This is a genomic window from Micropruina sp., assembly GCF_047606665.1.
Classification (GTDB): Bacteria; Actinomycetota; Actinomycetes; order Propionibacteriales; family Propionibacteriaceae; genus Micropruina.
Genome location: NZ_JASGEF010000035.1, coordinates 1 through 21,609 on the forward strand (window position 1 = coordinate 1; position 21,609 = coordinate 21,609).

A 21,609-nucleotide genomic window follows, 5' to 3' on the forward strand; every position below is an offset into this window, starting at 1 on the left:
TCAGCGTAGACTTCATTCCACACTTGGATACCAAACGCCCAACGAAGTCCTCTACGGCAACAACACCAACCCAACAGCCGCCTAGAAAACAACCAACAAGCAAGTCCGGAAAAAACCCGGCAGCCCAGGGCGAGGTGAAGGACTGATGCCGCGCAAGTACGTCAGGAAGACCAACCGTCGGTCACGAGAGGAGCGGAACCTGTCTGTGCGCGCCGAGCACAGAGAGCCCCCCGACCTTGACAAGCTGACCGAGCTGCTGATCCGGTTCGCGCTCCAAGACTCTGGTGAACAGCGAGCCACACGTGCGCGGGAACACCGGGCTATGGCCGGTGTCAGCGACTCGTCGTAGAATGAAGGTGTCCGCCGCAGAGGTGGATGTTGTGGTCCTAAACCCCGCCGTCTCGGCGGGCACGCGAACTTGGCCGACCTGGGCCTCGTCCTACAGCCTTCGGGCTCTTCTCACAATCAACATTCGCAGTTGACAGCTCTGCGGTGGGCGTCTGGACCACCACTCGCGGAGAAGAGCCATGACAACCCTTACTGTCGACCGAGCCGCGGTCGATAGCCTCCTGTCCCCATCGGTGCCTACGGGCGGTGCCGTGGCCGTTTCCTACCTGCGCGTCTCCACCAAGGAGCAAGCGGAGAAGGGCGGCACGGACGAGGGATACTCCATCCCTGCCCAACGCGAAGCGAACCGCCGCAAGGCCGAACAGCTCGGCGCAACCGTGATCGAAGAGTTCGTGGACGCCGGCGAGTCGGCACGCAAGGCCGACCGACCCGAACTGATGCGGATGATCCAGTACGTCACCGAGCACCAGATCAACTACTGCATCGTCCACAAGGTCGACCGGCTTGCACGCAACCGCGCCGACGACGTGACGATCCACCTCGCGCTACGCGACGCAGGCGTGATGCTGGTGTCAGCCAGCGAGAACATCGATGAGACTCCTTCGGGGATGTTGCTGCACGGCATCATGTCCTCGATCGCGGAGTTCTACTCCCGCAACCTTGCCACCGAGACGATCAAGGGCTTGTCGCAGAAGGCGGCGCAAGGAGGCACGATCAACCGGGCACCGATGGGCTACCTCAACGTCGGAGTCCGTGACGACCGCGGCCGTGAGATACGCACCGTGCAGGTCGATCCTGAGCGAGCGGAGTTGGTGACGTGGGCGTTCCAGGTCTTCGCTTCGGGCCAGTGGACGACCACCCAGCTCCACCGCGAACTCGTGCGGCGTGGCCTGAACACGCCGCCGTCGCCCAACCGGCCGTCCAAACCCATCGGCCTGTCGAGCGTGCATCGGATTCTCACGAACCCGTACTACAAGGGCGACATCCGCTACAAGGGGGCCACGTACAAGGGCACGCACGAAGCGATCGTGCCGCGCGAGGTCTGGTACCAAGTCCAGTCCGTACTCGACGCCCACAAGTCTGCCGCCGACGCCACCCAGATTCACGACCACTACCTGAAGGGCACAGTCTACTGCGGACAGTGCGGCAGTCGGCTGCTCATCTGCCACTCCCGTAACCGTCATGGCAAGGTCTACCCGTACTTCGTGTGCTCGGGTCGGCACGGTGACACGAGCGGTTGCACCCGGCAGGCCGTGCTCATCGAAGACGTGGAGCGACTAATCGAGGGCTACTACGAGACCATCCAGATCGACGGACAGACCCGGCAGAACGTCGCCGGGATGCTCCACGCCACGTTCGACCGGCTGATGGCTGCCGATGTCAAGGAGCTGGCTGGGCTCGCCACTGACCGTGACCGTCTCGACAACGAGCGGGTCAAGCTGCTGCAAGCGCACTACGCCGACGCCGTGCCGCTGGACCTGCTCAAGCAGGAGCAAGCCCGGATCGGTGCTGAGTTGGAGACGATCAACAACCGGATCGTCGCCCACCACGACCAGTACGCCGAGGCTCGCGCGAACCTGGAGGATTCGATTGGGCTGCTCGCACATGCGGCGGACATCTACCGGCGGTGCGACGACGCGAACCGTCGTCTGTGCAACCAGGCGTTCTTCACCGCCATCTTCATTGACGACGACGGGGAGCCCTGCGTCACGTACCAGCGGCCTTACGACACGCTGTGCGATCCCGAGGTGCAGGCCAACGCCCTGAACTGGGCTGCCGAGGCGAAAACAAAGGGCGAGGTTCAAACCGGAACCAGAGCGGTGACTCTGGTCGAGGGTTTGAACCTCGCCACATCAGGGTGAGTAACGGGACTCGAACCCGCGACATCCTGGACCACAACCAGGTGCTCTACCAGCTGAGCTATACCCACCATGTCGTGGCGGTCGGGCGCCACGGCTAGGACAGTCTAGGTCACCGGTGTCGGGGCGCGCCAATCGGGACGCCGCCGTCACGCACCATCCAGTGCGGGCGGCGATCCTGATCGGGGGTCCGAGATCTCAGTCGGTGCCGACCTACGTCACAGGCCCGCTCAGCGCACCTTGGTGGACGGCGGCGATCTTTCGCAACTCGGCGGTGGACAACCCCGGCTGCGGGACGAAGACCGCCTCGCGGTAGTAGCGCAACTCCTCGATCGACTCGCGGATGTCGGCCAGCGCGCGGTGGTTTCCCGACTTGGTGGGGGTGTTGTAATAGGCCCGCGGGTACCAGCGGCGAGCCAGCTCTTTGATACTGGAGACGTCCACGTTGCGGTAGTGCACGTGCGACTCCAGGGCCGGCATGTCGCGGGCCAGGAACGCCCGGTCGGTGCCGATGGTGTTGCCGGCCAGCGGCGCGGTCCGCACATTCGGCACCCACTGGCGGACGTAGTCGAGCACCTGCTGCTCGGCGGTCTCCATGTCGAGACCGTCGTCCAGCAGTGTCAGCAGCCCCGACTTGTCGTGCATCTCGCGGACGAAGTCGCTCATCTGGCTCAGCGCCGCCGCGGACGGCTTGACCACCACGTCGACACCGTCGCCGAGGACGTTGAGTTCGCCGTCCGTCACCAGGGCGGCCACTTCGATCAACGCATCGCTGGTGAGGTCGAGCCCGGTCATCTCGCAATCGATCCACACCAGAAGGTCAGCCACGGCCAACACTCTAGTGCTGACCGGCGAAGTCTCGACGTGTCGGAGTGGCGCGGCACTGGACGGGACGGAAGGAACCAATAGGCTTGTCTCACGCCGAGCCGGGAGGACCCCAATGACGATTGACCTGGACGCGCTCCAGCCTGATGCCGACGACAACCTTCGCGAGTTCATCGACAAGCTGGTCGCCGCCGGGTACACGGTGGCGGACAGCCAGAGCGCAGATCCGGAGTTGATCGATCCGGGCGGCCGCGCTGTCGAGACCTGGCGTGAGGACTACCCCTACGACGAGCTGATGAGTCGTGAGGAGTACGAGCAGGAGAAGTACCTGCTGCAGGTCGAGTTGCTGAAATTCCAGTACCACGGCCAGGACAACGGGCTGAAGCACATCATTGTCTTCGAGGGCCGTGACGCCGCAGGCAAGGGCGGCACCATCAAGCGGTTCATCGAGCACCTCAACCCCCGCGCCGCCCGCGTGGTGGCGTTGACCAAGCCGTCCAGCACCGAGCTGGGGGAGTGGTACTTCCAGCGCTACATCCGGCGCTTCCCGACCAGCGGCGAGATCGTCCTGTTCGACCGGTCCTGGTACAACCGCGGCGGCGTCGAGCGGGTGATGGGCTTCTGCACCGACGAACAGTACGAGACGTTCATGCAGCACGCGCCGAAGTTCGAGCGGATGCTGATCGAGTCGGGCATCCACATCACCAAATTCTGGTTCTCGGTCACCCGGCGTGAGCAGCGGACGCGGTTCGCGATCCGGCAGATCGACCCGGTGCGGCGCTGGAAGCTTTCGCCGATGGACCTGGAATCGCTCGACCGCTGGGACGCCTACTCGGCGGCCAAGGAGGCCATGTTTGCGCGCACCGACACCAAGCATGCGCCGTGGACCACGATTCGCAGCAACGACAAGAAGCGGGCCCGGATCAACGCCATGCGGGCCTTCCTGAACCAGTTCGACTACGAGGGCAAGGACACCTCGGTGGTGCACGACCCCGATCCGCTGATCGTGCGCCGGGGCCGCGAGTCCTACGACGACTGAATCGGCGGTTCCGGCCATTTGACCGAGCCGCTCATCAGTCCGCTGATGAAGTAGTGCCCGAGCAGGATGTACACCACCCAGCATGGGCAGTGAGGCGACCAGGACGCCGGCCATGATCGACGGGTAGTCCGGGTTCTGTCCGCCGGCGAGTTCTTGCAGGGCGTGGGTCACCGGGCCGTTGCGCGACGAGGTCAGGAACAGCGCGAACAGGAAGTCGTTCCAGGCCGAGGTGAACTGCCAGGTCAGGGCCACCACGAAACCGGGGATCGACACCGGCAGCACGATCGAGGTGTATATCCGCAGCATGCCCGCGCCGTCCACCCGAGCCGCTTCGAGAATCTCGGTCGGGACGGCGGTCGCGTAGTAGTTGCGGAAGATCGGCGTGCAGATCGGGATGCCGTAGATGGTGTGCACCAGGATCAGTTTCGGAATGCCGTCGACCCAGCCGAATCCGTGGGTCTGCAGGTCGAGCAGCATTTTCTGCAGCGGGATCATCACCGCCTGATAGGGAATGAACATGCCGAACAGGGACGCGGTGAGCACGACGTCGGCGCCGGGGAACTTCCATTTGGCGAAGACGTAGCCGTTCAGCGAGCCGAGAATCGACGACAGCACGGCCGCTGAGACGGCCAGCACCAGCGAGCGGCCCAACGCCGGCGCGAGCCGGGTGGCGGCGGACGTCCAGCCCTCGGTGGAGAAGATGTGCGGCAGGTCCCAGGCGGTCGCCGACGACACTTCCGCGCCACCTTTGAAACTGGTCACCAGCGCCACGTCACCAGCACCACGTACAGCGGAATCAGCACCACGATCGACGGCGCGATCTTGTCCGACTTGAAGGACGCCGCCATCGCCGACTGCTGGTAGGCCGGGAAATCGGTCGACGGGACGTCGGTGCGCGCCGGAATGGAACCCTTGGCCAGGTTGAACGCCTTCTGGCCCTCCGGCGAGCCGATCAACGCCAGCCAGTCCTTGGCGCCACCGGGATTCTTCGCACCCGTCGGCAGGGTGAACGAATCGGCCAAGAAGTCGAAGACGCCCTTGGTGCCGGGCACCGCGAAGTAGGTGTAGTCGACGCCGTCCTTCTTGTTCTTCGAGGTGAACTCGGCCACCGCCCATTCGCCCATCACGTTGTAGGCGGCCTTGCCGTTGATCACCGCGTCCGTGGCGCCCGGCCAATCGTCGCCGTCCGAGGCGGTGTTGGCGTAGCTGAGCAGCTTGGCGTAATGCGCGACCGCCTTCTTGACTCCGTCGGATTCCCACTTGGCGCCCGAGGCGAACAGCTTGGTGTATTCGTCGACGCCCAGATCGGCGATCAGGACGGTCTCGAACAGCTGCACCTGCGTCCAACCTGCGTCCAGTTGCCGCCGACGCTCAGCGGCGTGGAGACGCCGGCGTCCTTCAGCTTCTGCATGTCGGCGAGCCACGCGTCCAGGTCGGCCGGCTCGGCGGTGATGTTGGCCTTCTTCAACACGTCCGGGTTCACCCAGACGACGTTCGCCCGGTGGATATTGGACGGCACCGAATATATGTTGCCCTGGACGGTGAGCAGGTCGAGCAGACTCTGCGGGAGCACCGACGCCCCGCCGAGCGCGGCGATTACATCATTGACCGGCTCGATCTGGGAGGCGCGGATGTAGTCCTGCAACTCGGCGCCGGCATGGCCCTGGAACGAGTCGGGCGGATTGCCGTTCTGCAATTCGGAGGCCAGCTTTGCCTTGGCGTTGCTGCCGGCACCGCCGGCGACGGCCAGGTTCCCGAAGGTGTCGTTGGCGTACTTCTCTTTGAATAGCTTCACCAAGGCATCCAGGCCCACCTTTTCGGAGCCGTCCGCCCACCAGGTGAAGACGCCGACCTCGCCACCGGCGCCGCCGCCAGGAGCGGACGCCACGGTGGAAACTCGCCGACGGGCTGGCGGCCGGCGTGCCGGAACTGCAGCCGACCAGCGAGAGGGCGACCGCAAGTGCAGGAGCACGCATGAGATCCTCCATTGGATCGCCTCAGGGAGCCTCGCTCAGCGGGCCCCGGTTGCAGCCACGCTAGGCTCGCCCGCCGCCGACGGTCAAGGCGATACCCCTTGTCGTTGCCGGGATGTTATGCAAACCGTCCGTGCGACACAGCGACCGCCTCAACGGCCCTGAACGGATGGCTCGGGCACCCAGCGCCACAGCCAGCCGGCACCGGTCAGACCGATCGCACCGACCGCGAGAGCTGCCGCCGCCAGCGGTGCCACGGCCGCAATCGCGGTGACCAACAGCGGGCCGGCCGCCTGCCCGATGCCGCTGGTCAATCGCCAGCCGGCCAGGAACTGCGGACGCCCTACCGCCGGCGAGGCGTCCGAACCGATCGTCATCACCACGCCGGCCGAGATGCCGTTGCCCAGCCCGAGCAGGGCGGCGAACACGGCCACGGCGAGCAGCGAGTGAGCCAGCGGCAGCAGGGCGAAACAGAGCCCCATGATCACCATCGCCGGCACCGACACCCAGCGGCGTCCGAACCGGTCCATCACCGAGCCGCCGACATAGAACAGCGTCATGTCGATGCCGGACGACAACGCGAAGATCAGGCTGGTGGCGGCCGCGTCTAGGCCGATCTGCTCGCACCACAGCGGCAGCAGCGCGTCGCGAGAGGTGCGGACCAACATCAAGGCGGCGGCACCCGTCCCGGCGGTGGCGTAGGTGCGCGCATGCCGACGCAGTACCTGCGCCAGCCGGACGGGCTGACCCGGCTCATGCTCGGGGACCGGAAGATCGGGCAGCGCCAGGGTGACGATCGCCGCCAGCAGGCTGGTGCCGGACGCCACCAGGTACGCCGCCTGCAACCCCCAGACGCTGACCACCGCGGCACCCATCAGCGGCCCGACCAGCGAGCCGATCCGGAACACCCCGCCCAGGGTGGACAGCGCGCGAGCCCGATACTCCAGGCCGACGGCGACGGTCAGATACGACTGGCGGGCCAGGCTGAGCATCGAACCGGACAGCCCGGTCACGAAGACCGCCCCGGCCAGCACCCAGGTGTTGGGTGCGAACACGCAGGTGAGCAGGCAGGCGACGTCCACGAACAGCGCCCCGACAAGCGACTTCTTCTCACCGAACCGGTCGGCGATGACTCCCGCCGGCAACGCCCCGATCAGGCTGCCGACCCCCATCAACGCCACCACCAAGGCTGCTTCGGCGATCGAGGCGCCCAAGGCACGGGCGGTCAGCGGCACCAACGGGACGATGGCGCCGAATCCGATGAACGACACGGCGGTCGGCAGGTAGATGGCGGTGGCGAGACGCCGCCATGGCGCACCGCCACCGCCGACCAGACTCACCCGAGCAACCTATAGGACGATATACGCTGAGCGTCGACACTGCCTCGGTAGCTCAGTTGGATAGAGCAGCCGCCTTCTAAGCGGCTGGTCGCGAGTTCGAGTCTCGCCCGAGGCGCCCACCTCTCAGTCGCTCTTACGGATTGTCCGGACGCCGATGAGCACGCCCACTGCCGCGAGGGCGAGTGCCGCGATCCAGCCCCAGAGCACCGGGATGGCGCAGAGCTCGCCGTCCAGCAGCGCCCGCTCGGCCTGCACCACCCAGTTGATCGAATTGACCGAAGCCACCGCACGCATCCAGGCCGGCGCCGTGTCGAGGGGCAGCAGCGTGCCGGACAGGATCAGCAACGGGAAGATCAGCGCTCCCGGTCTTTTGTCTTCAAGGCGAGCGTGTCGGAGCGCGCACCCAGGCCGACGCCGAACACCGCGAGTAGGACGAGTCCGACCACCAGCCCCTGCACATGGACGGTGAACCCGAACGGCCAGGCGATTAGCACGATGATGACGGCCTGCGCCGCGATCGGAGCGATCTCCTTCAGGGCTCGGCCGATCAGCAGCGAGGAACGCGACAGCGGCGCGACCAGGGTGCGCTCGTGCGAACCGGTCACCATCTCGTACTGCAGATTCGGTCCGGTCGCGCCGGTGCCGAACAGCACGATCATCACCAGCACGCCCGGAACGAACCACTGCAGGGTCTCGCCGATCTCGAGCACACACGGGTGCTCTTCACGCCGAAGCCGTTACACAGGAGGAGATCGCGGAGTTCATTCTGGTCGCGCGCTCCTGGGTTCGGAATGCCGTCGAGGCGGAGGTCGTGATGGCCCTGCCGCTCGACGAGATGCGGTCCTACTTCGGCCAATGGGCGCAAAGTGCCGAGGCGAGGACGCCGCCCACACTCGCTGGAGTGTGGGCGGCACCGACTTCCGGGACACGATGTACGGCATGTCCTGGATTCCTGCGGGAGTCGACTACGTCACCGATCTGGCCGAGCCGGCACGCAGCGAGCTGCGCGAGCCACTCCACCGCATGCTGCGCGCCCTGGACGCCTCCCCGCCGCGCAGCGCAAACGTCCGGGCCGGCCGTCTTCCCGCCAGCACCTGAACCAGTACCTCACCGGGAGCCGACCGCGGGAACAACGGTGCCGAGATGACGACGTTGGTGTCGACCAATACGCGGGTCACGACGGGCGGCCCTGACTCCGAACCCCATCGACAAGCGCGTGCACCGACCCGCTGAGGAGCGCCCGGTAGTCTTGCCGGCATGTCGACGGACACCATTGCCCGGCATCGCCGGTTGCTCAACGGCATACCGTCACAGCCGGACCTGTCCGCGCCGCTGCCCAAACGCATCCTGACCAACCCCTGGACCTGGATCGGCCTGGTCTTCACCGCGATCTACGCGGCCTGTCTGTGGTCGATGTACGCGATGATGACCGCCGACACTCCGGTCCGCGACGGTGTGGTGCCCGGCATCAACCATTCGGCGATCCGCGACTCGTTCTGGTTCGCGCTGCCGACGCTGATCTTCTGGATCGTGCTCTTCGTGCTTGCCGACCGGTTCCGGCCGCAGCGGTTGCTGATCTGGTATCTGACGCTGGGCTGGGGCGCGTCGGTGGCGACCTTCCTGTCCCTGCTGGTCAACACCTGGGCGTCCGAGCAGCTGTCGATCGTCGTGGCCGGCACACAGGCCGACCCCACCACGGGGGCTCGTGCTGCGATCTACATCGCGCCGTTCGTGGAAGAGGCCGCGAAGGCGACGGTGCTGTTCGGCGTCGCGATGCTGGTGCGCTATCAGCTGGTCACCAAGCTCAACGGGGTGGCCCTGGCCGGTCTGTCGGCGGCCGGCTTCGCGTTCACCGAGAACATCATGTACTACGCGCGCGCGATCATGTATTCGAGCTCCCAGATCAACACCGGGGACGCCGAATCGGCCATCCGCGACCTCGTCTGGCTGCGCGGCTTCTGGACGGCGTTCGGGCATCCGTTGTTCACCATGATGACCGGCCTGGGCCTGATCGTCGCGCTGCGCACCCACAGCAAGGTGGTGCGGGTGCTGGCGCCGCTGATCGGCTACCTGCTCGCCGCGTTGCTGCATATGATGTTCAACTCCCAGGCCAGCTTCGCTCAGGGCATGATGCGCTACGTCATCTACTTCGCGGTCGCGCTGCCGCTGGTCGCGTCCGCCGCGATCTACGCGGTGCGACAGCTGTTCGCCGAAAGCCGCAAGATTCGGGCCCGGCTCGCCGACTATGCCCGGATGGGCTGGTTGCAGCCGGTCGATCCGGAGACGGCGTCACGAGTCCGCCGCCGGGCGCGCGCGCTGATCGTGGCTGCGACCCGCGGGTGGGCGGTGCTGCGCGCCACGCTCAGCCTGCAACGCACCTTGACCGAGCTCGCCTACCTACGGGACGCCGAGGTGAAGGGCGTCATCGACGGCGTCGGACAGGCGCGTGCCACCGAACTGCTCTATCAGGCGCGGTCGCTGCGCGGCCTGGCCATCGACGATCCGCGCGGCCAGCGGCTCAGCCTGCCGACGCTGCGCAAGCAGCAGAGTGTGGACTACCCGCCGCCGAACTATCCGGGTCCGGCCGGAATCGGTGGAAACTGGCCCGCCGGACCAGGCTCGGCACCACTAGGATCACAGCAATACTCCAGGGTGGACCCGACCTGGGGACCGCCCACAGGTTGAGGGAGAGGCATGAGCGCTGGCCAACTGGCGAGTTCGCTCGAGCTGCTCGCGAACGCTCTCGGCCGAGTTCGGCTGCCCCTCGACCTGCCCGGACGCGACCCGGCGCTCACCCTGGCGCGTGACCTCACCGGTCAGCTGAACGACTATCTGCTGCCGCGGCTCCATCGTCTGGACGCCCCGCTGCTGGCGGTGATCGGCGGTTCCACCGGGGCCGGCAAATCGACGCTGATCAACTCGATGATCGGCAGGACGGTCAGTCGTCCCGGCGTGATCCGTCCGACCACGCGCTCACCGGTTCTGGTGCATCACCCCGACGACGCGCACTGGTTCGGTCCGGACCGGATTCTGCCCGGTCTGGCTCGTTCTCTGGAGGCCGCGGATGACACCCGCACCCTGCAGCTGGTGCCGGAGGCGTCCCTGCCGCAAGGATTGGCGATCCTGGACGCGCCCGACATCGACTCTGTGGTGGCCGAGAACCGGGCGCTGGCCGCGCAGCTGCTGGCCGCCGCCGACCTTTGGCTGTTCGTCACCACCGCGGCCCGCTACGCCGACGCGGTGCCGTGGGAGTATCTGCGTTCGGCAGCCGAGCGGAGCACGGCCCTGGCCGTCGTGTTGCAGAGGGTGCCGCCGGCGGCGATGACCGAGGTTCCGGCGCATCTGGGCGCTCTGATGGCCGACCGGGGGCTGGGCGACTCGCCGCTGTTCGCCGTCCCGGAGACCGTGACCGACGACGAAGGGCTGCTGCCGGACACCGCCGTCGCGCCGATCCGGGACTGGCTGTCCGCACTGGTGGCCGACACCAGGGTCCGGGCCGCGGTCGTTCTGCAGACCCTGGAAGGCGCGATCGCCGCCCAATGCCGGACGGCGCCCGCGGTGGCGGAGGCGGCTGATGAACAGACCGCAGCGTTGGCTCAACTGCGCGCCGACGCCGAAGGCGCCTACCGAGAGGGGGCCCGCACGATCGGCGTCCAGACCGCCGACGGCAGCCTGCTGCGCGGCGAGGTGCTGGCCCGTTGGCAGGACTTCGTCGGCACCGGCGAATTCTTCCGGGCTGTGGAGCAGAAGATCGGCTGGCTGCGCGACCGGCTGATGGCGTCCCTGCGCGGCGAGCCGGCACAGGTCGGCGAGGTGAAGCTGGCGGTGGAGTCGGGCATGGAGGTGCTGATCCGGGAAGAAGGGGAGGCGGCCGCCGAGCGCGCCGCGGCGGCATGGGAGAACGATCCGGCCGGACGCCAGCTGCTGGATACTCCGGCTGGCGCCGTCCTGCATCGCGGATCGCCCGATTTTCCCGCTCAGGTGTCGCTGGCGATCAGGAATTGGCAGGCCGATGTCCTGGAGCTGGTCAGCAACGAGGGCGGATCGAAGAAGTCGCGGGCCCGGTTCCTGGCGTTGGGCACCAACGGGGTCGGGGTGGCGCTGATGATCCTGGTGTTCTCGACCACCGGTGGCATCACCGGCGCCGAGGTCGGGGTCGCCGGCGGCGCCGCCCTGCTCGCCCAGCGGGTCCTCGAAGCAGTCTTCGGCGAGGACGCCGTCCGCCGGCTCGCCAAGCGGGCCAAACGTGATCTGGACGCCCGCGTCGAGGCGCTGCTGGCCACCGAACTGGCTCGTTACGAGGCCGTTCTGGACGGGGTCGGCGTCCGTGCCGAGGTGGCGGACGAGGTCCGTGCGGCGTTGGCTGCGATCGGAGAAGCCCGTGGTGGGGTCGACGATCCGATCGATGCCGCCGTTGCCGGGCTCGACGATGGGGTGGGGCTCGATGAGGCCGCACCGGTGGCCCGGCAGGTTCCGCGGCGTCCCGAGTTGCCGGGTCCCGAGTTGCCGGCCGGCGACGGGGGTGAGGGCCGGTGAGCCGGACGCTGGCGCAACGACTGCGAGCGCTCGATCAGGCCGTCGAGCTGAGCCGGGACCGGTCCGCGCCCGAGGTGGTCGCGCGGGCCGCGGCGGTGCTGAAACGGGCCGGTGAGCGCGGGACGTTCGCCGGCGACCACACCGTGGTGGCCCTGGCCGGGGCGACCGGCTCGGGCAAGTCGACCTCGTTCAACGCGATCAGCGGCACCGCGTTCGCCACCGCCGGCGTGCGGCGTCCGACCACCGCGACGGCGATGGCGGTGGCGTGGGGGAGCGAGCTGCCGGGCGACTTGCTCGACTGGCTGGATGTGCCCCGGCGCCATCTGGTGCCGGCGCAGCGCAGCGCGTTCGCGAACCTGGTGCTGCTCGACCTGCCCGACCACGATTCGACCGAGACCGCGCACCGAATGACGGTCGATCGGCTGGTGCCGCTGGTCGACATGCTGATCTGGATCGTCGACCCGCAGAAGTACGCCGACGCCGCCCTGCACGAACGCTATCTGCGGCCGCTCGCCCAGTACGCCGAGGTGATGATCGTGGTGCTCAACCAGTCCGACCGGCTGCGGCCCGACGAGCTGGCCGACGCGATGACCGATCTGCGGCGTTTGCTCGACGACGAGGGGCTGGGGCGGGCTCGGCTGATGTCCATGTCGGCGCTGGACGGCACCGGTGTCCCCGAGTTGCGGCAGGTGCTCGCGCAGGCGGTGGCCGACAAGGCGGCGATCAGCGCCCGGACCGCGGCCGACGTCACGGTCGCCGCGCAGGAGCTGGCCGGCGAACTGGGCGGCGCGACCACGCCGGTGCTGGACCGGAAACGCCGCGAGCCGCTGGTCCAGGCGTTGGCGGACGCGAGCGGCGTCCCGCTGGCCGTCGAAGGCGTCCGGGACACCTGGAAATTGCGTGGCGGGCTGGCCACCGGATGGCCGTTCGTGAACTGGGTGGCCCGGTTCAAGCCCGACCCGCTGCGCGCGCTGCGGCTCGATCAGAGCGACCGCCGGCTGGCGCCCACTGCGATCAGCCGCACCTCGTTGCCGAACGCCGGCCCGGTGCAGCGGGCCCGGCTCGACCGGGGACTGCGCGAGCTGGTGGACGCCGCGTCCGAGGGCCTGCCCCGCGGCTGGGCGGCGGCGGTGAACGCCGCCGCACGGGGCCACGAGGCACTGCTGATGGACCGGTTGGACACCGCGATCGCGGGTGCTGACCTGGAACCCGACCGAGGCACCGGGTGGTGGTCGGTGGTGCGGGCCCTGCAATGGGTGCTGTTGGTGGCCGTCGTCGTCGGCGGGCTGTGGACGCTGTTCGTGATGTTCGCGCCGGCGCTCGGCTTCGGTGGCCTCCCGACCGTGTACTGGTGGAATTGGCCGGCCCAGTTCGTGCTGCTCGCCGGCGGAGTGGCCGGCGGGCTCGCCTTGGCCGGCTTGTCGGCGCTCGGCGTCTCGGTCGGCGCCCGCGGCAAGGCGCATCGGGTCGAGCGGATCTTGCACCAGGCGATCGCCAAGGTCACCGACGCCGAACTGCTGGCGCCGGTCGAGGAAGAGCTGGACCGTCATCGGCGCGCGGTGGCTGCGGTCCGCGAGGCCCGCTGAGAGGGGCGCCCTTCGTTGGTCGAGCTATCCGTTGGTCGAGCTTGTCGAGACCTTGCCGGCCTGCGTTGGTCGAGCTTGTCGAGATCCCCGCTGACGATTTTGAACACTTTTCGAGCGACGTGCCCACACTGAGGACGACAGATCATCCCAGTCCACAGGAGGCAGCATGGACGCCACCATCACCGTCACCGGAAACGTCGGCAGCGACATCGACGTCCGCACCGACGACACCAACGAATGGGCCTACGCCGCGTTCCGGCTCGCCTGCACCCCGCGGTTCGTCCGCAACGGCAGCTGGCGCGACGGCGACACGACCTGGTTGAACGTGAACTGCCGCAACCGGCAGCTCTCGCTCAACGTGCAGGCGAGCGTCGCCAAGGGCGACCCGCTGATCGTCACCGGACGGCTGACCACCTGGGCCTGGACGAACACCGAAACAGGCGAATTGCGCGAGCGGCTGGTGCTCGAAGCGGTCGCCGTCGGGCACGACCTGAGCCGTGGCACCACGGCCTTCAAGAAGACCGAGCGATCGTCCCAGCAGCCGCCCGTGGACGACCCGAGCGTGTTCAAAGAACTGGAAGACGCCGACGATCCGGCCAGCCCCGCCAAGGGGCAGACAGTCGCCGCCTGATCAGCCGCATCACAAGTCCGCCCGAGGGGGACGTCCAGCCGGTTCGTCCGGCTGGCGAGTCGAAACCCTGGGGCAGCGGGCCGGCGGCCGGCATGCGGGGTACCTCCCCCGTCCCCCAGGTCGGCTGCCGGTACCGGTGCCGTGTTCAGTCGCGGGTGAGTCGCCGGTGCTTGCTGGCGTGCGGACGGGCCGCCTCGGCACCGAGCCGAGCCACCTTGTTCACCTCGTAGTCGGCGAAGTTGCCCTCGTACCAGAACCAGTTCGCCTCGTCGTCATCGCTGCCCTCCCACGCCAGGATGTGGGTGGCGACCCGGTCGAGGAACCAGCGGTCGTGCGAGATCACCACGGCACAGCCAGGGAACTCCAGCAGCGCGTCTTCCAGCGACTGCAGTGTCTCGACGTCCAGGTCGTTGGTCGGCTCGTCGAGCAGCAGCAGGTTGCCACCCATCTTCAGCGTCAAGGCCAGATTGAGGCGGTTGCGTTCACCACCCGACAGCACCCCCGCCAGCTTCTGCTGGTCGGGACCTTTGAACCCGAAGGAGGCGACATAAGCACGCGACGGCATTTCGAAGTTGCCGACCTTGATGTGGTCCAGGCCGTCCGAGACGACCTCCCAGACGTTCTTCGACGAGTCGATCCCGCCACGGGACTGGTCCACGTACGAGATCTGGACGGTCTTGCCGACGTCCAGGCTGCCCGCGTCGGGATGCTCCTCGCCGACGATCATCTTGAACAGCGTGGTCTTGCCCACGCCGTTCGGGCCGATGATGCCGACGATGCCGGCGCGGGGCAGGGTGAACGACAGGTTGTCGATCAGCACCCGGTCGTCGAAGCCCTTGACCAGCTTCTTGGCGTCCAACACGTCGGAGCCGAGCCGCGGGCCGGGCGGAATGTTGATCTCGGTCAGGTCGACCTGACGGCGCCGATCGGCCTCGGCGGCAAGTTCCTCGTAGCGGGCCAGGCGGGCCTTGTTCTTCGCCTGGCGAGCCTTCGGGTTCGCCCGCACCCACTCGAGTTCCTTCTCCAAGATTTTGGCGCGTTTGGCGTCCTTCTTGCCCTCGATCTGCAGTCGCTGCCGCTTGGTCTCCAGATAGGTGGAGTAGTTGCCCTCGTAGGGGTGCAACTGGCCGCGGTCGATCTCGCAGATCCACTCCGCCACGTTGTCCAGGAAGTAGCGGTCGTGGGTGACCGCCAGCACCGCACCGGGGTACGACTTCAGATGGCCCTCGAGCCAGTTCACGCTCTCGGCGTCCAGGTGGTTGGTGGGCTCGTCGAGCAGCAGCAGGTCGGGCTGCTGCAGCAGCAGCTTGCACAGCGCCACCCGGCGCCGCTCGCCGCCCGACAGCACGTCGACGACGGTTTCGCTGGGCGGACACTGCAGGGCGTCCATCGCCTGCTCCAGCTGGGAGTCCAGGTCCCATGCCTGGCGATGATCGAGCTGGGCCTGCAGGTTGCCCATCTCTTCCATCAGCGCATCGAAGTCGGCGTCAGGCTCGGCCATCTCCATGCCGACCTCGTTGAACCGGTCGAGCATGCCCTTGGTCTCGGCAACGGCCTCTTCGATGTTCTCCATCACCGTCTTGCCCTCGGTGAGCGGCGGCTCCTGCAGCAGGATGCCGACCGACGCCCCCTTCTTCAGGAAGACATCGCCGTTGTCCGACTGGATCAGACCGGCCATCAGCTTGAGCATGGTCGACTTGCCGGCACCGTTGGGTCCGACGACGCCGATCTTGGCGCCTTCGAAGAACGACATGGTGACGTTGTCGAGCACCAGCTTCTCGCCCAGCTTCTTGCGGACGTTGTGCATGGTGAACACGAACTCGGGCATACGGAACCTCGTCAAGGAAAGGGAGAGTCGAACAGAGCGCCCACGAGTATATCGAGCCTCAGCGGGAGCTTCGCGCGGGCACCGCCCTATTCGGCTGCGTCGATGACGGCGTTCATGGCGCGACCGAGAGCCTCGTAGTCGGCTGGTTCGACGACGTCGACCAGGGCGGCGCGCACCGAGGCGACATGGTTCGGTGCGGCGGTCTGCAGCAGGTTCAGCCCGGTCGCGGTGAGCACCGCGATCACGCCGCGGCGATCATGCGGGCAGCTCTTGCGCAGAATCAGGCCCTTGGCCTCCATCCGGGCGACCGTGTGGGTGAGGCGCGAGCGAGACTGCCGTACGCGTTCGGCCAGTTCGGACATCCGCATTTCCAGTTGGTCGGCCTCGGAGAGATTCACCAAGATCTCGTACTCGCCGAGATCGAGCCCGAACGGCCGCAATTCCGTGTCGAGGCGCTCGTTGATGCGGCTGACACCGGCCAGAAAGGTGCGCCAGATCGTCTGCTGATCGGCGGTCAGCCATTGAACGGTCTGCGCGGTCGCGGTCACGGCGGCATTCTAACATCGATCGTTGAACCGTAAATCGAACCGGTCGAGACTCCGCGCGCGCTCCCGCCGCGTTGAGTGTGTCGCATCTAGAATGGGCCGGAATTCGGCACCGACGCCGAGGTCAGACAGGAGTGAGATGAACGCCCAAGCCGACGCCATCTTGCGGGACAAGCCCACCTCGGTGGGCGCGCTGTTGGACTGGCGCGTGGAACAGACACCGAACACCGAAGCCTTCCGCTACCCCGACGCCAACGACGTCTGGCAGTCCCTGACCTGGGCGCAGACCAGGCAGCGGGTGCACGACGTCGCCGCGGGCCTGCTGACCCTCGGGGTCGGCCAGCAAGAGCGGGTCGCGATCGCGGCCACCACGCGGCTGGAATGGATCCTGACCGATCTGGCGATCGGGGCGATCGGGGCCGCGACCACGACCATCTATCCCAACACCGCGCCCGACGATTTTCAGTACATCGTCGGCCATTCCGCCTCCCAGGTGCTGGTGGCCGAGAACGCCGACCAGGCCGCGAAACTCGGCGAGGCGTCGCAGGTCCGGGCCGTGGTCCTGCTCGACGGCGAGGGCGACGGAGAGAAGACGCTGTCGTGGCGGCAGCTGATCGGGCGCGGCAAGCAGCGGCTGCGCGACGAACCCGGCTGCGTGGACGCCGCCCGCGAAGGCGTCGGGCTGGAGAGCCTGGCCACCCTGATCTACACCTCGGGCACCACCGGACGCCCCAAGGGTGTCGAACTGGCCCAGCGCAACTGGATCTACGAGGGTTTCGCGGTCGAGAAGCTGGAACTCATCGACTTCAACGACCTGCAATACCTGTGGCTGCCGCTCTCGCACGTGTTCGGCAAATGCCTGCTCGCCATCCAGCTGGCGATCGGATTCGCCTCGGCGGTGGACGGCCGGGTCGACCGGATCGTGGCCAACCTGGGGGTCACCAAACCGACCTTCATGTGCGGGGCGCCGCGGATCTTCGAGAAGGTGCGCGCCACCGTGCTGTCGTCCAACTCGACCGGGCTGAAGGGTCGGATCGCCCGCTGGGCGTTCGGCGTTGGCAAGAACAGCCACCCCTACCGGTTGGCCGGACGTCCGCTGCCGCCGCTTCTCAGCGTGCAGTACGCGGTGGCCGACCGACTGGTCTTCCACAAGCTGCGCGAACGGCTGGGCGGCCGGATGAAGTTCATGGTGTCCGGCTCGGCGAAGCTGAACGAGAAGGTGCAGGGCTGGTTCTACTCCGCCGGCCTGATCGTCATCGAGGGCTACGGACTGACCGAGACCACGGCGTTCTCGTTCGTGAACATGCCCACCGAACCGCGCTTCGGCAGTGTCGGACGGGTCGCGCCCGGCACCGAGGTGCAGATCGCCGACGACGGCGAAGTGCTGCTGCGTGGACCCGGCGTGATGCTCGGCTACCACCATGCCGATGACCTGACCGCCGAGGCGATCGTCGACGGATGGTTCCACACCGGTGACGTCGGCGTATTGGACGCCGGCGGCAACCTCACCTTGACCGACCGCAAGAAGGATCTGATGAAGACCTCCGGCGGAAAATATGTGGCGCCACAGAAGGTGGAGGGTGCCCTGGTCGCCGCCATCCCGTTCGTCAGCCAGGCGGTGGTGGTCGGCGAAGGCCGCAAGTACATCTCGGCGCTGCTCACCCTGGACGCCGACAACGTCAAACGGTGGGCCGACGTGAACGGCATGGCCGACGCCGACTACGCCGAGATCGTCGCCAGCGACAAGACCCGCGAGGCCGTCGAGGAGTTCGTCCAGCGCGCCAACGCCACCTTGGAACGCTGGGAGACGGTCAAGAAGTTCGTCATCCTGCCGCAGGAGTTCAGCGTGGACGATGGCGAAGTGACGCCGAGCATGAAGATTCGCCGCGCAGCGATCGCCAAGCGCTTCGCCGACGATATCGACTCGATGTACGAGCGCGAACCGGGCGACGAGTGAAACCTGCCGCGGTCATCGAGGTCCCGCTGCGTTGGGTCGACCTCGACGCCCAGGGCCACGTCAACAACGCGATCATCGCCGACTACCTGCAAGAGGCCCGCGTCCGCTTCCTGCTGGAAGGTGCCAACGCCGCGCTGCTCGGCAACGGCACTCTGGTGGTCGGCCACCAGGTCGAATACCTGGCGCCCGTCGAGTTCCGCAACGAGCCTGTCGAGGTGCGGCTCTGGGTCGGTGACGTGGGGGCGTCCCGATTCACCATCGGCTATCAGGTGGTGCAGGGCGGAGTGGTGGCCGCGCGGGCCCGCACCCTGCTGTGCGTCTTCGATTTCGGCACCGGACGCCCACGCCGGATGACGCCGGACGAACGGGCCTGGTTCACCGACCACAGCGGTCCGCTGGAGCCGCTGCGTCCGCTCGGCAGCTGGCGTCCGGGGGAGCGAGCGCACACCGCGCCGCTCACCGTCCGGTGGACCGACCTGGACGCGTACGGCCACGTCAACAACGTCCGCTTCTTCGACTTCGTCGCCGAGGCGCGGGTGCACATGTCCAGCGAGGCCGATCCGGCCGGCAACCGGATGTCGGCCGCCGGCGGGGCCGGATACCTGTGGATGGTGGTGCGCCAGGATGTCGACTACCTGGCCCAACTCGACCACCGGTTGGAGCCGTATCAGAGCCGGGTCGCGGTGGCCGAGATCGGTCGCACGTCCATGACGTTGGTCGCCGAGGTCACCGACCCACTGGCCGGCACCGTGCACGCCCGCGCCCGCAGCGTCCTGGTCTGCGGAGACCGGTCAGGACGTCCGATCCCGGTCCCCGACGATCTTCGGCATGGGCTGGAGACCTGGCCGGCTGAGCCTGTTTGAGTCCGCGGTGACCGCAGCGACGACCCGTGGCTTGCGGCGGGCCGCCGGAATTCCTATGCGAGAGAGCAGGCTGCGGTCTTTGCCACGAGGAGCGCCAGGACATCCGGGTTGCCGTTGACGGCTTTGTCCACCGCAGCGCGAAGATCCTCGGCCAGTGCCCGCTGACCGGCGGTCGGGTTCATTCCGGCCACGGCCTGGATGGCGTTCTTGGTGACCATCCCCCAGCCCAAACTCTCCTTCTTCGCGAGGATGTCACTGAGAATCGAGCCGACCAGATCGCATGCCGCACCTCGTGCCCCTGCGGGGATCGACTCGTAGCGCGTGCGTAGTGTCTGAGCGTTGAGCACCGGCTTCGCCAGCCATCCTCGGCCTACCTCATCGGCAGAGCGCCCGGTCCGGCTGGCTTCCCACGAGGCGACCCGCTCCACGTCGTCCCTCGATGCTGCAGCCGCGCGGGCAACATCATCTGCCCAGCCGCCGACACGGGCGCCGAGGCCGCCACAAGCTGCCAGCGCGAATATCCACACGGCCGCGAATGCCGCCAGCGCGCCGCGAGTTCCCCCGACCATGCGCGCACGCTAGCGAACGCACGCGCACGGTCACCAGGGGGCATATGTGCGTAGGCCGTGAGCCTCAGTGGGTGTCTTCCGCCTCGATCTCGGAGCGGTCGCCCGACCACAGCGTGTGGAAGGTGCCTTCCTTGTCGATCCGCCTGTAGGTGTGCGAACCGAAGAAGTCCCGCAGGCCCTGGGTGAGTGCGGCGTTGGTGCGGTCGGCGCGGACCAGGTCGTAGTACGACAGTGCCGAGCTGAAGCCGGGGATCGGGACGCCGGCCTCGGACGCCCGAGCCACCACCCGACGCCAGGCGCCGTTGCTGGCGCCGAGTTCGGCGCTGATCGACGGCGCCTCGAGCAGGGTCTCCAGGTTGCCGGCCGCATACTCGTTCGAGATGCGGTCGAGCAGCTTCGCCCGGATGATGCAGCCGGCCCGCCAGATCCGGGCGCAGGCGGCCACGTCGATGTCCCAGCCGTATTCCTCGCCGCCGACCTTGATCAGGTGCAGGCCCTGGGCGTACGCGATCACCTTGGCGCACCACAGCGCCTGCCGGACGTCGGCGATGAACGCCTCCCGGTCGTCGACGGCGATCTTGCCGTCCGGGCCCTGCAGTGCGGCGCGGGCGGCGGCGCGCAGCGACGTGCTGCCGGACGCGGCGCGGGCGAACACGGCCTCGGCGATCGCGGCGGCCGGGACGCCGAGGTCGAGCGACGACTGCACCGTCCAGGTGCCGGTGCCCTTCATGCCGGCGGCGTCCACGACGACGTCGACCAACGGCTTGCCGGTCGCGGCGTCCACCTGACGCAGCACCTCGGCGGTGATCTCGATCAGGTACGAGTCCAGGTCACCGGTGTTCCACTGGGCGAAGACGTCCGCGGCCTCGGCGGCGGACAGACCGGCGCCCTTGAGCAGGTCGTAGGCCTCACCGATGAACTGCATGTCGGCATATTCGATGCCGTTGTGGATCATCTTCACGAAGTGGCCGGCGCCGTCCTGACCGATCCAGGTGCAGCACGGCTCGCCGTCGTACTGGGCCGAGATCTTCTCCAGGATCGGACCGATGTGCGCGTAGGAGTCCTTCGGGCCGCCCGGCATCATCGCTGGACCGAGCAGGGCGCCGGTCTCGCCGCCGGAGATGCCGCAGCCGATGAAGTTGAAGCCCAACTCGGAGATCCGCTTCTCCCGGCGCCGGGTATCCGGGAAGTGGGTGTTGCCGCCGTCCACAATGATGTCACCCTGGTCGAGGTGCGGCAGCAGCGAGTCGATGGTGGCGTCGGTGGCCGGGCCCGCCTTGACCATGATCAGGATCCGGCGCGGCTTCTCCAACGAGTCGACGAACTCTTCGACCGTCTCGGACGCGATGAAGCCCGCCTCCGGGTGTGCCGCCACCACCGCCTCGGTCTTGGCGTAGGTGCGGTTGAAGATCGCGGTCTTGAAGCCCTTGCTGGCGAAGTTGCGTGCCAGGTTCGACCCCATCACCGCCATGCCCACCACGCCGATCTGTGCGCTGCCCGTCTTGTCGCTCATCTGCTTCCTCACTGCTCGGGGGAGTTCTCAGCGATCATTTCACCAGAACCAGCACCTTCGGAAGGCGTTGCGAACCCCGCCGTGGACAGGTTGTTTCGCAACCCTGTGGTTGACAGGCGGGACTCGCACCGCTCTTGCGCGGAAGGAATGTCGGTTGGCGGCACTAGGATCGGCAGCCCGGCCAAGTAGAAAGGCAG

17 protein-coding genes, 2 tRNA genes and 2 pseudogenes are annotated in these 21,609 nt (G+C 67.5%); 10 read left to right on the forward strand and 11 right to left on the reverse strand.

Annotated elements, in window-relative coordinates:
* The first annotated feature begins 599 nt into the window (after positions 1-599).
* Positions 600-2,210 carry a recombinase family protein gene (locus QM619_RS07590; RefSeq protein WP_415106303.1) on the forward strand — a complete coding sequence of 537 codons (1,611 nt, stop codon included), beginning with the start codon at positions 600-602 and terminating at the stop codon, positions 2,208-2,210.
* On the opposite strand, the gene QM619_RS07595 is transcribed toward QM619_RS07590, so the two are convergent.
* Together QM619_RS07595 and orn are read right to left on the reverse strand one after the other, a co-directional pair.
* A tRNA-His gene (locus QM619_RS07595) sits at positions 2,206-2,278 on the reverse strand. The genes QM619_RS07590 and QM619_RS07595 overlap by 5 nt on opposite strands.
* A gap of 142 nt (positions 2,279-2,420) precedes the next feature.
* On the reverse strand, positions 2,421-3,035 hold the full coding sequence (gene orn / locus QM619_RS07600; RefSeq protein ID WP_415106306.1) for an oligoribonuclease: 615 nt from the start codon (positions 3,033-3,035) through the stop codon (positions 2,421-2,423).
* Positions 3,036-3,147: 112 nt separating this feature from the next.
* Here orn and ppk2 point away from each other — a divergent pair, with 112 nt between their 5' ends.
* Positions 3,148-4,071 carry a polyphosphate kinase 2 gene (gene ppk2 / locus QM619_RS07605; protein ID WP_415106309.1) on the forward strand — a complete coding sequence of 308 codons (924 nt, stop codon included), beginning with the start codon at positions 3,148-3,150 and terminating at the stop codon, positions 4,069-4,071.
* On the opposite strand, the pseudogene QM619_RS07610 reads toward ppk2, so the two are convergent.
* From QM619_RS07610 to QM619_RS07620, 3 genes and pseudogenes are all read right to left on the reverse strand, one after another.
* Positions 4,059-4,836: pseudogene (locus QM619_RS07610) on the reverse strand (carbohydrate ABC transporter permease); the annotation flags it as partial. The gene ppk2 and the pseudogene QM619_RS07610 sit on opposite strands and share 13 nt — an antisense overlap.
* 41 nt (positions 4,837-4,877) lie before the next feature.
* Positions 4,878-6,059 (reverse strand): annotated as a pseudogene (locus tag QM619_RS07615) (ABC transporter substrate-binding protein); the annotation flags it as partial.
* Between the two features lie 137 nt (positions 6,060-6,196).
* Positions 6,197-7,384, reverse strand: coding sequence for an MFS transporter (locus QM619_RS07620; protein ID WP_415106312.1), 1,188 nt, complete (start codon positions 7,382-7,384; stop codon positions 6,197-6,199).
* Between the two features lie 41 nt (positions 7,385-7,425).
* Here QM619_RS07620 and QM619_RS07625 point away from each other — a divergent pair.
* Positions 7,426-7,499: transfer RNA gene (locus tag QM619_RS07625), tRNA-Arg, on the forward strand.
* A gap of 8 nt (positions 7,500-7,507) precedes the next feature.
* Here QM619_RS07625 and QM619_RS07630 read toward each other — a convergent pair.
* Positions 7,508-7,729: a hypothetical protein gene (locus tag QM619_RS07630; protein ID WP_415106315.1), complete on the reverse strand. Its 222-nt coding sequence runs from the start codon at positions 7,727-7,729 to the stop codon at positions 7,508-7,510.
* 8 nt (positions 7,730-7,737) lie between these two features.
* A complete protein-coding gene (locus tag QM619_RS07635) occupies positions 7,738-8,094 on the reverse strand; it encodes an ABC transporter permease (RefSeq protein ID WP_415106318.1) in 357 nt (118 codons plus the stop codon).
* 145 nt (positions 8,095-8,239) lie between these two features.
* Here QM619_RS07635 and QM619_RS07640 point away from each other — a divergent pair, with 145 nt between their 5' ends.
* The 5 genes from QM619_RS07640 (at position 8,240) to QM619_RS07660 (ending at position 14,137) form a co-directional block, all read left to right on the forward strand.
* The gene (locus QM619_RS07640; protein WP_415106320.1) at positions 8,240-8,482 is read left to right on the forward strand and encodes a hypothetical protein; all 243 of its coding nucleotides are present in this window, start codon (positions 8,240-8,242) and stop codon (positions 8,480-8,482) included.
* Between the two features lie 159 nt (positions 8,483-8,641).
* Positions 8,642-10,069 (forward strand): PrsW family intramembrane metalloprotease, encoded by a 1,428-nt coding sequence (locus QM619_RS07645; protein ID WP_415106323.1) that lies wholly within the window; start codon positions 8,642-8,644, stop codon positions 10,067-10,069.
* Positions 10,070-10,078: 9 nt separating this feature from the next.
* Positions 10,079-11,920, forward strand: coding sequence for an ABC transporter (locus QM619_RS07650; protein ID WP_415106326.1), 1,842 nt, complete (start codon positions 10,079-10,081; stop codon positions 11,918-11,920).
* Positions 11,917-13,506, forward strand: coding sequence for an ABC transporter (locus QM619_RS07655; protein ID WP_415106329.1), 1,590 nt, complete (start codon positions 11,917-11,919; stop codon positions 13,504-13,506). Before QM619_RS07650 ends, QM619_RS07655 begins: the two co-directional genes overlap by 4 nt.
* 166 nt (positions 13,507-13,672) lie before the next feature.
* Complete coding sequence (locus QM619_RS07660; RefSeq protein WP_415106332.1) at positions 13,673-14,137, forward strand: single-stranded DNA-binding protein; 465 nt, start codon at positions 13,673-13,675, stop codon at positions 14,135-14,137.
* Positions 14,138-14,282: 145 nt separating this feature from the next.
* Here the strand turns inward: QM619_RS07660 and ettA are convergent, their stop codons facing one another.
* Positions 14,283-15,965: an energy-dependent translational throttle protein EttA gene (ettA, locus tag QM619_RS07665; RefSeq protein WP_415106335.1), complete on the reverse strand. Its 1,683-nt coding sequence runs from the start codon at positions 15,963-15,965 to the stop codon at positions 14,283-14,285.
* Between the two features lie 86 nt (positions 15,966-16,051).
* Positions 16,052-16,513, reverse strand: a complete 462-nt coding sequence (locus QM619_RS07670) for a MarR family winged helix-turn-helix transcriptional regulator (RefSeq protein WP_415106338.1) — start codon at positions 16,511-16,513, stop codon at positions 16,052-16,054.
* A 136-nt stretch (positions 16,514-16,649) separates the two neighbouring features.
* Between QM619_RS07670 and QM619_RS07675 the strand changes: the two genes are divergently transcribed.
* Positions 16,650-18,467: an AMP-dependent synthetase/ligase gene (locus QM619_RS07675; RefSeq protein WP_415106341.1), complete on the forward strand. Its 1,818-nt coding sequence runs from the start codon at positions 16,650-16,652 to the stop codon at positions 18,465-18,467.
* On the forward strand, positions 18,464-19,330 hold the full coding sequence (locus QM619_RS07680) for an acyl-CoA thioesterase (protein ID WP_415106344.1): 867 nt from the start codon (positions 18,464-18,466) through the stop codon (positions 19,328-19,330). The genes QM619_RS07675 and QM619_RS07680 overlap by 4 nt, the downstream gene beginning before the upstream one ends.
* A gap of 53 nt (positions 19,331-19,383) precedes the next feature.
* Here the strand turns inward: QM619_RS07680 and QM619_RS07685 are convergent, their stop codons facing one another.
* On the reverse strand, positions 19,384-19,899 hold the full coding sequence (locus tag QM619_RS07685) for a hypothetical protein (protein ID WP_415106347.1): 516 nt from the start codon (positions 19,897-19,899) through the stop codon (positions 19,384-19,386).
* A 64-nt stretch (positions 19,900-19,963) separates the two neighbouring features.
* A complete protein-coding gene (gndA, locus tag QM619_RS07690; RefSeq protein WP_415106349.1) occupies positions 19,964-21,412 on the reverse strand; it encodes an NADP-dependent phosphogluconate dehydrogenase in 1,449 nt (482 codons plus the stop codon).
* Positions 21,413-21,609 lie beyond the last annotated feature (197 nt).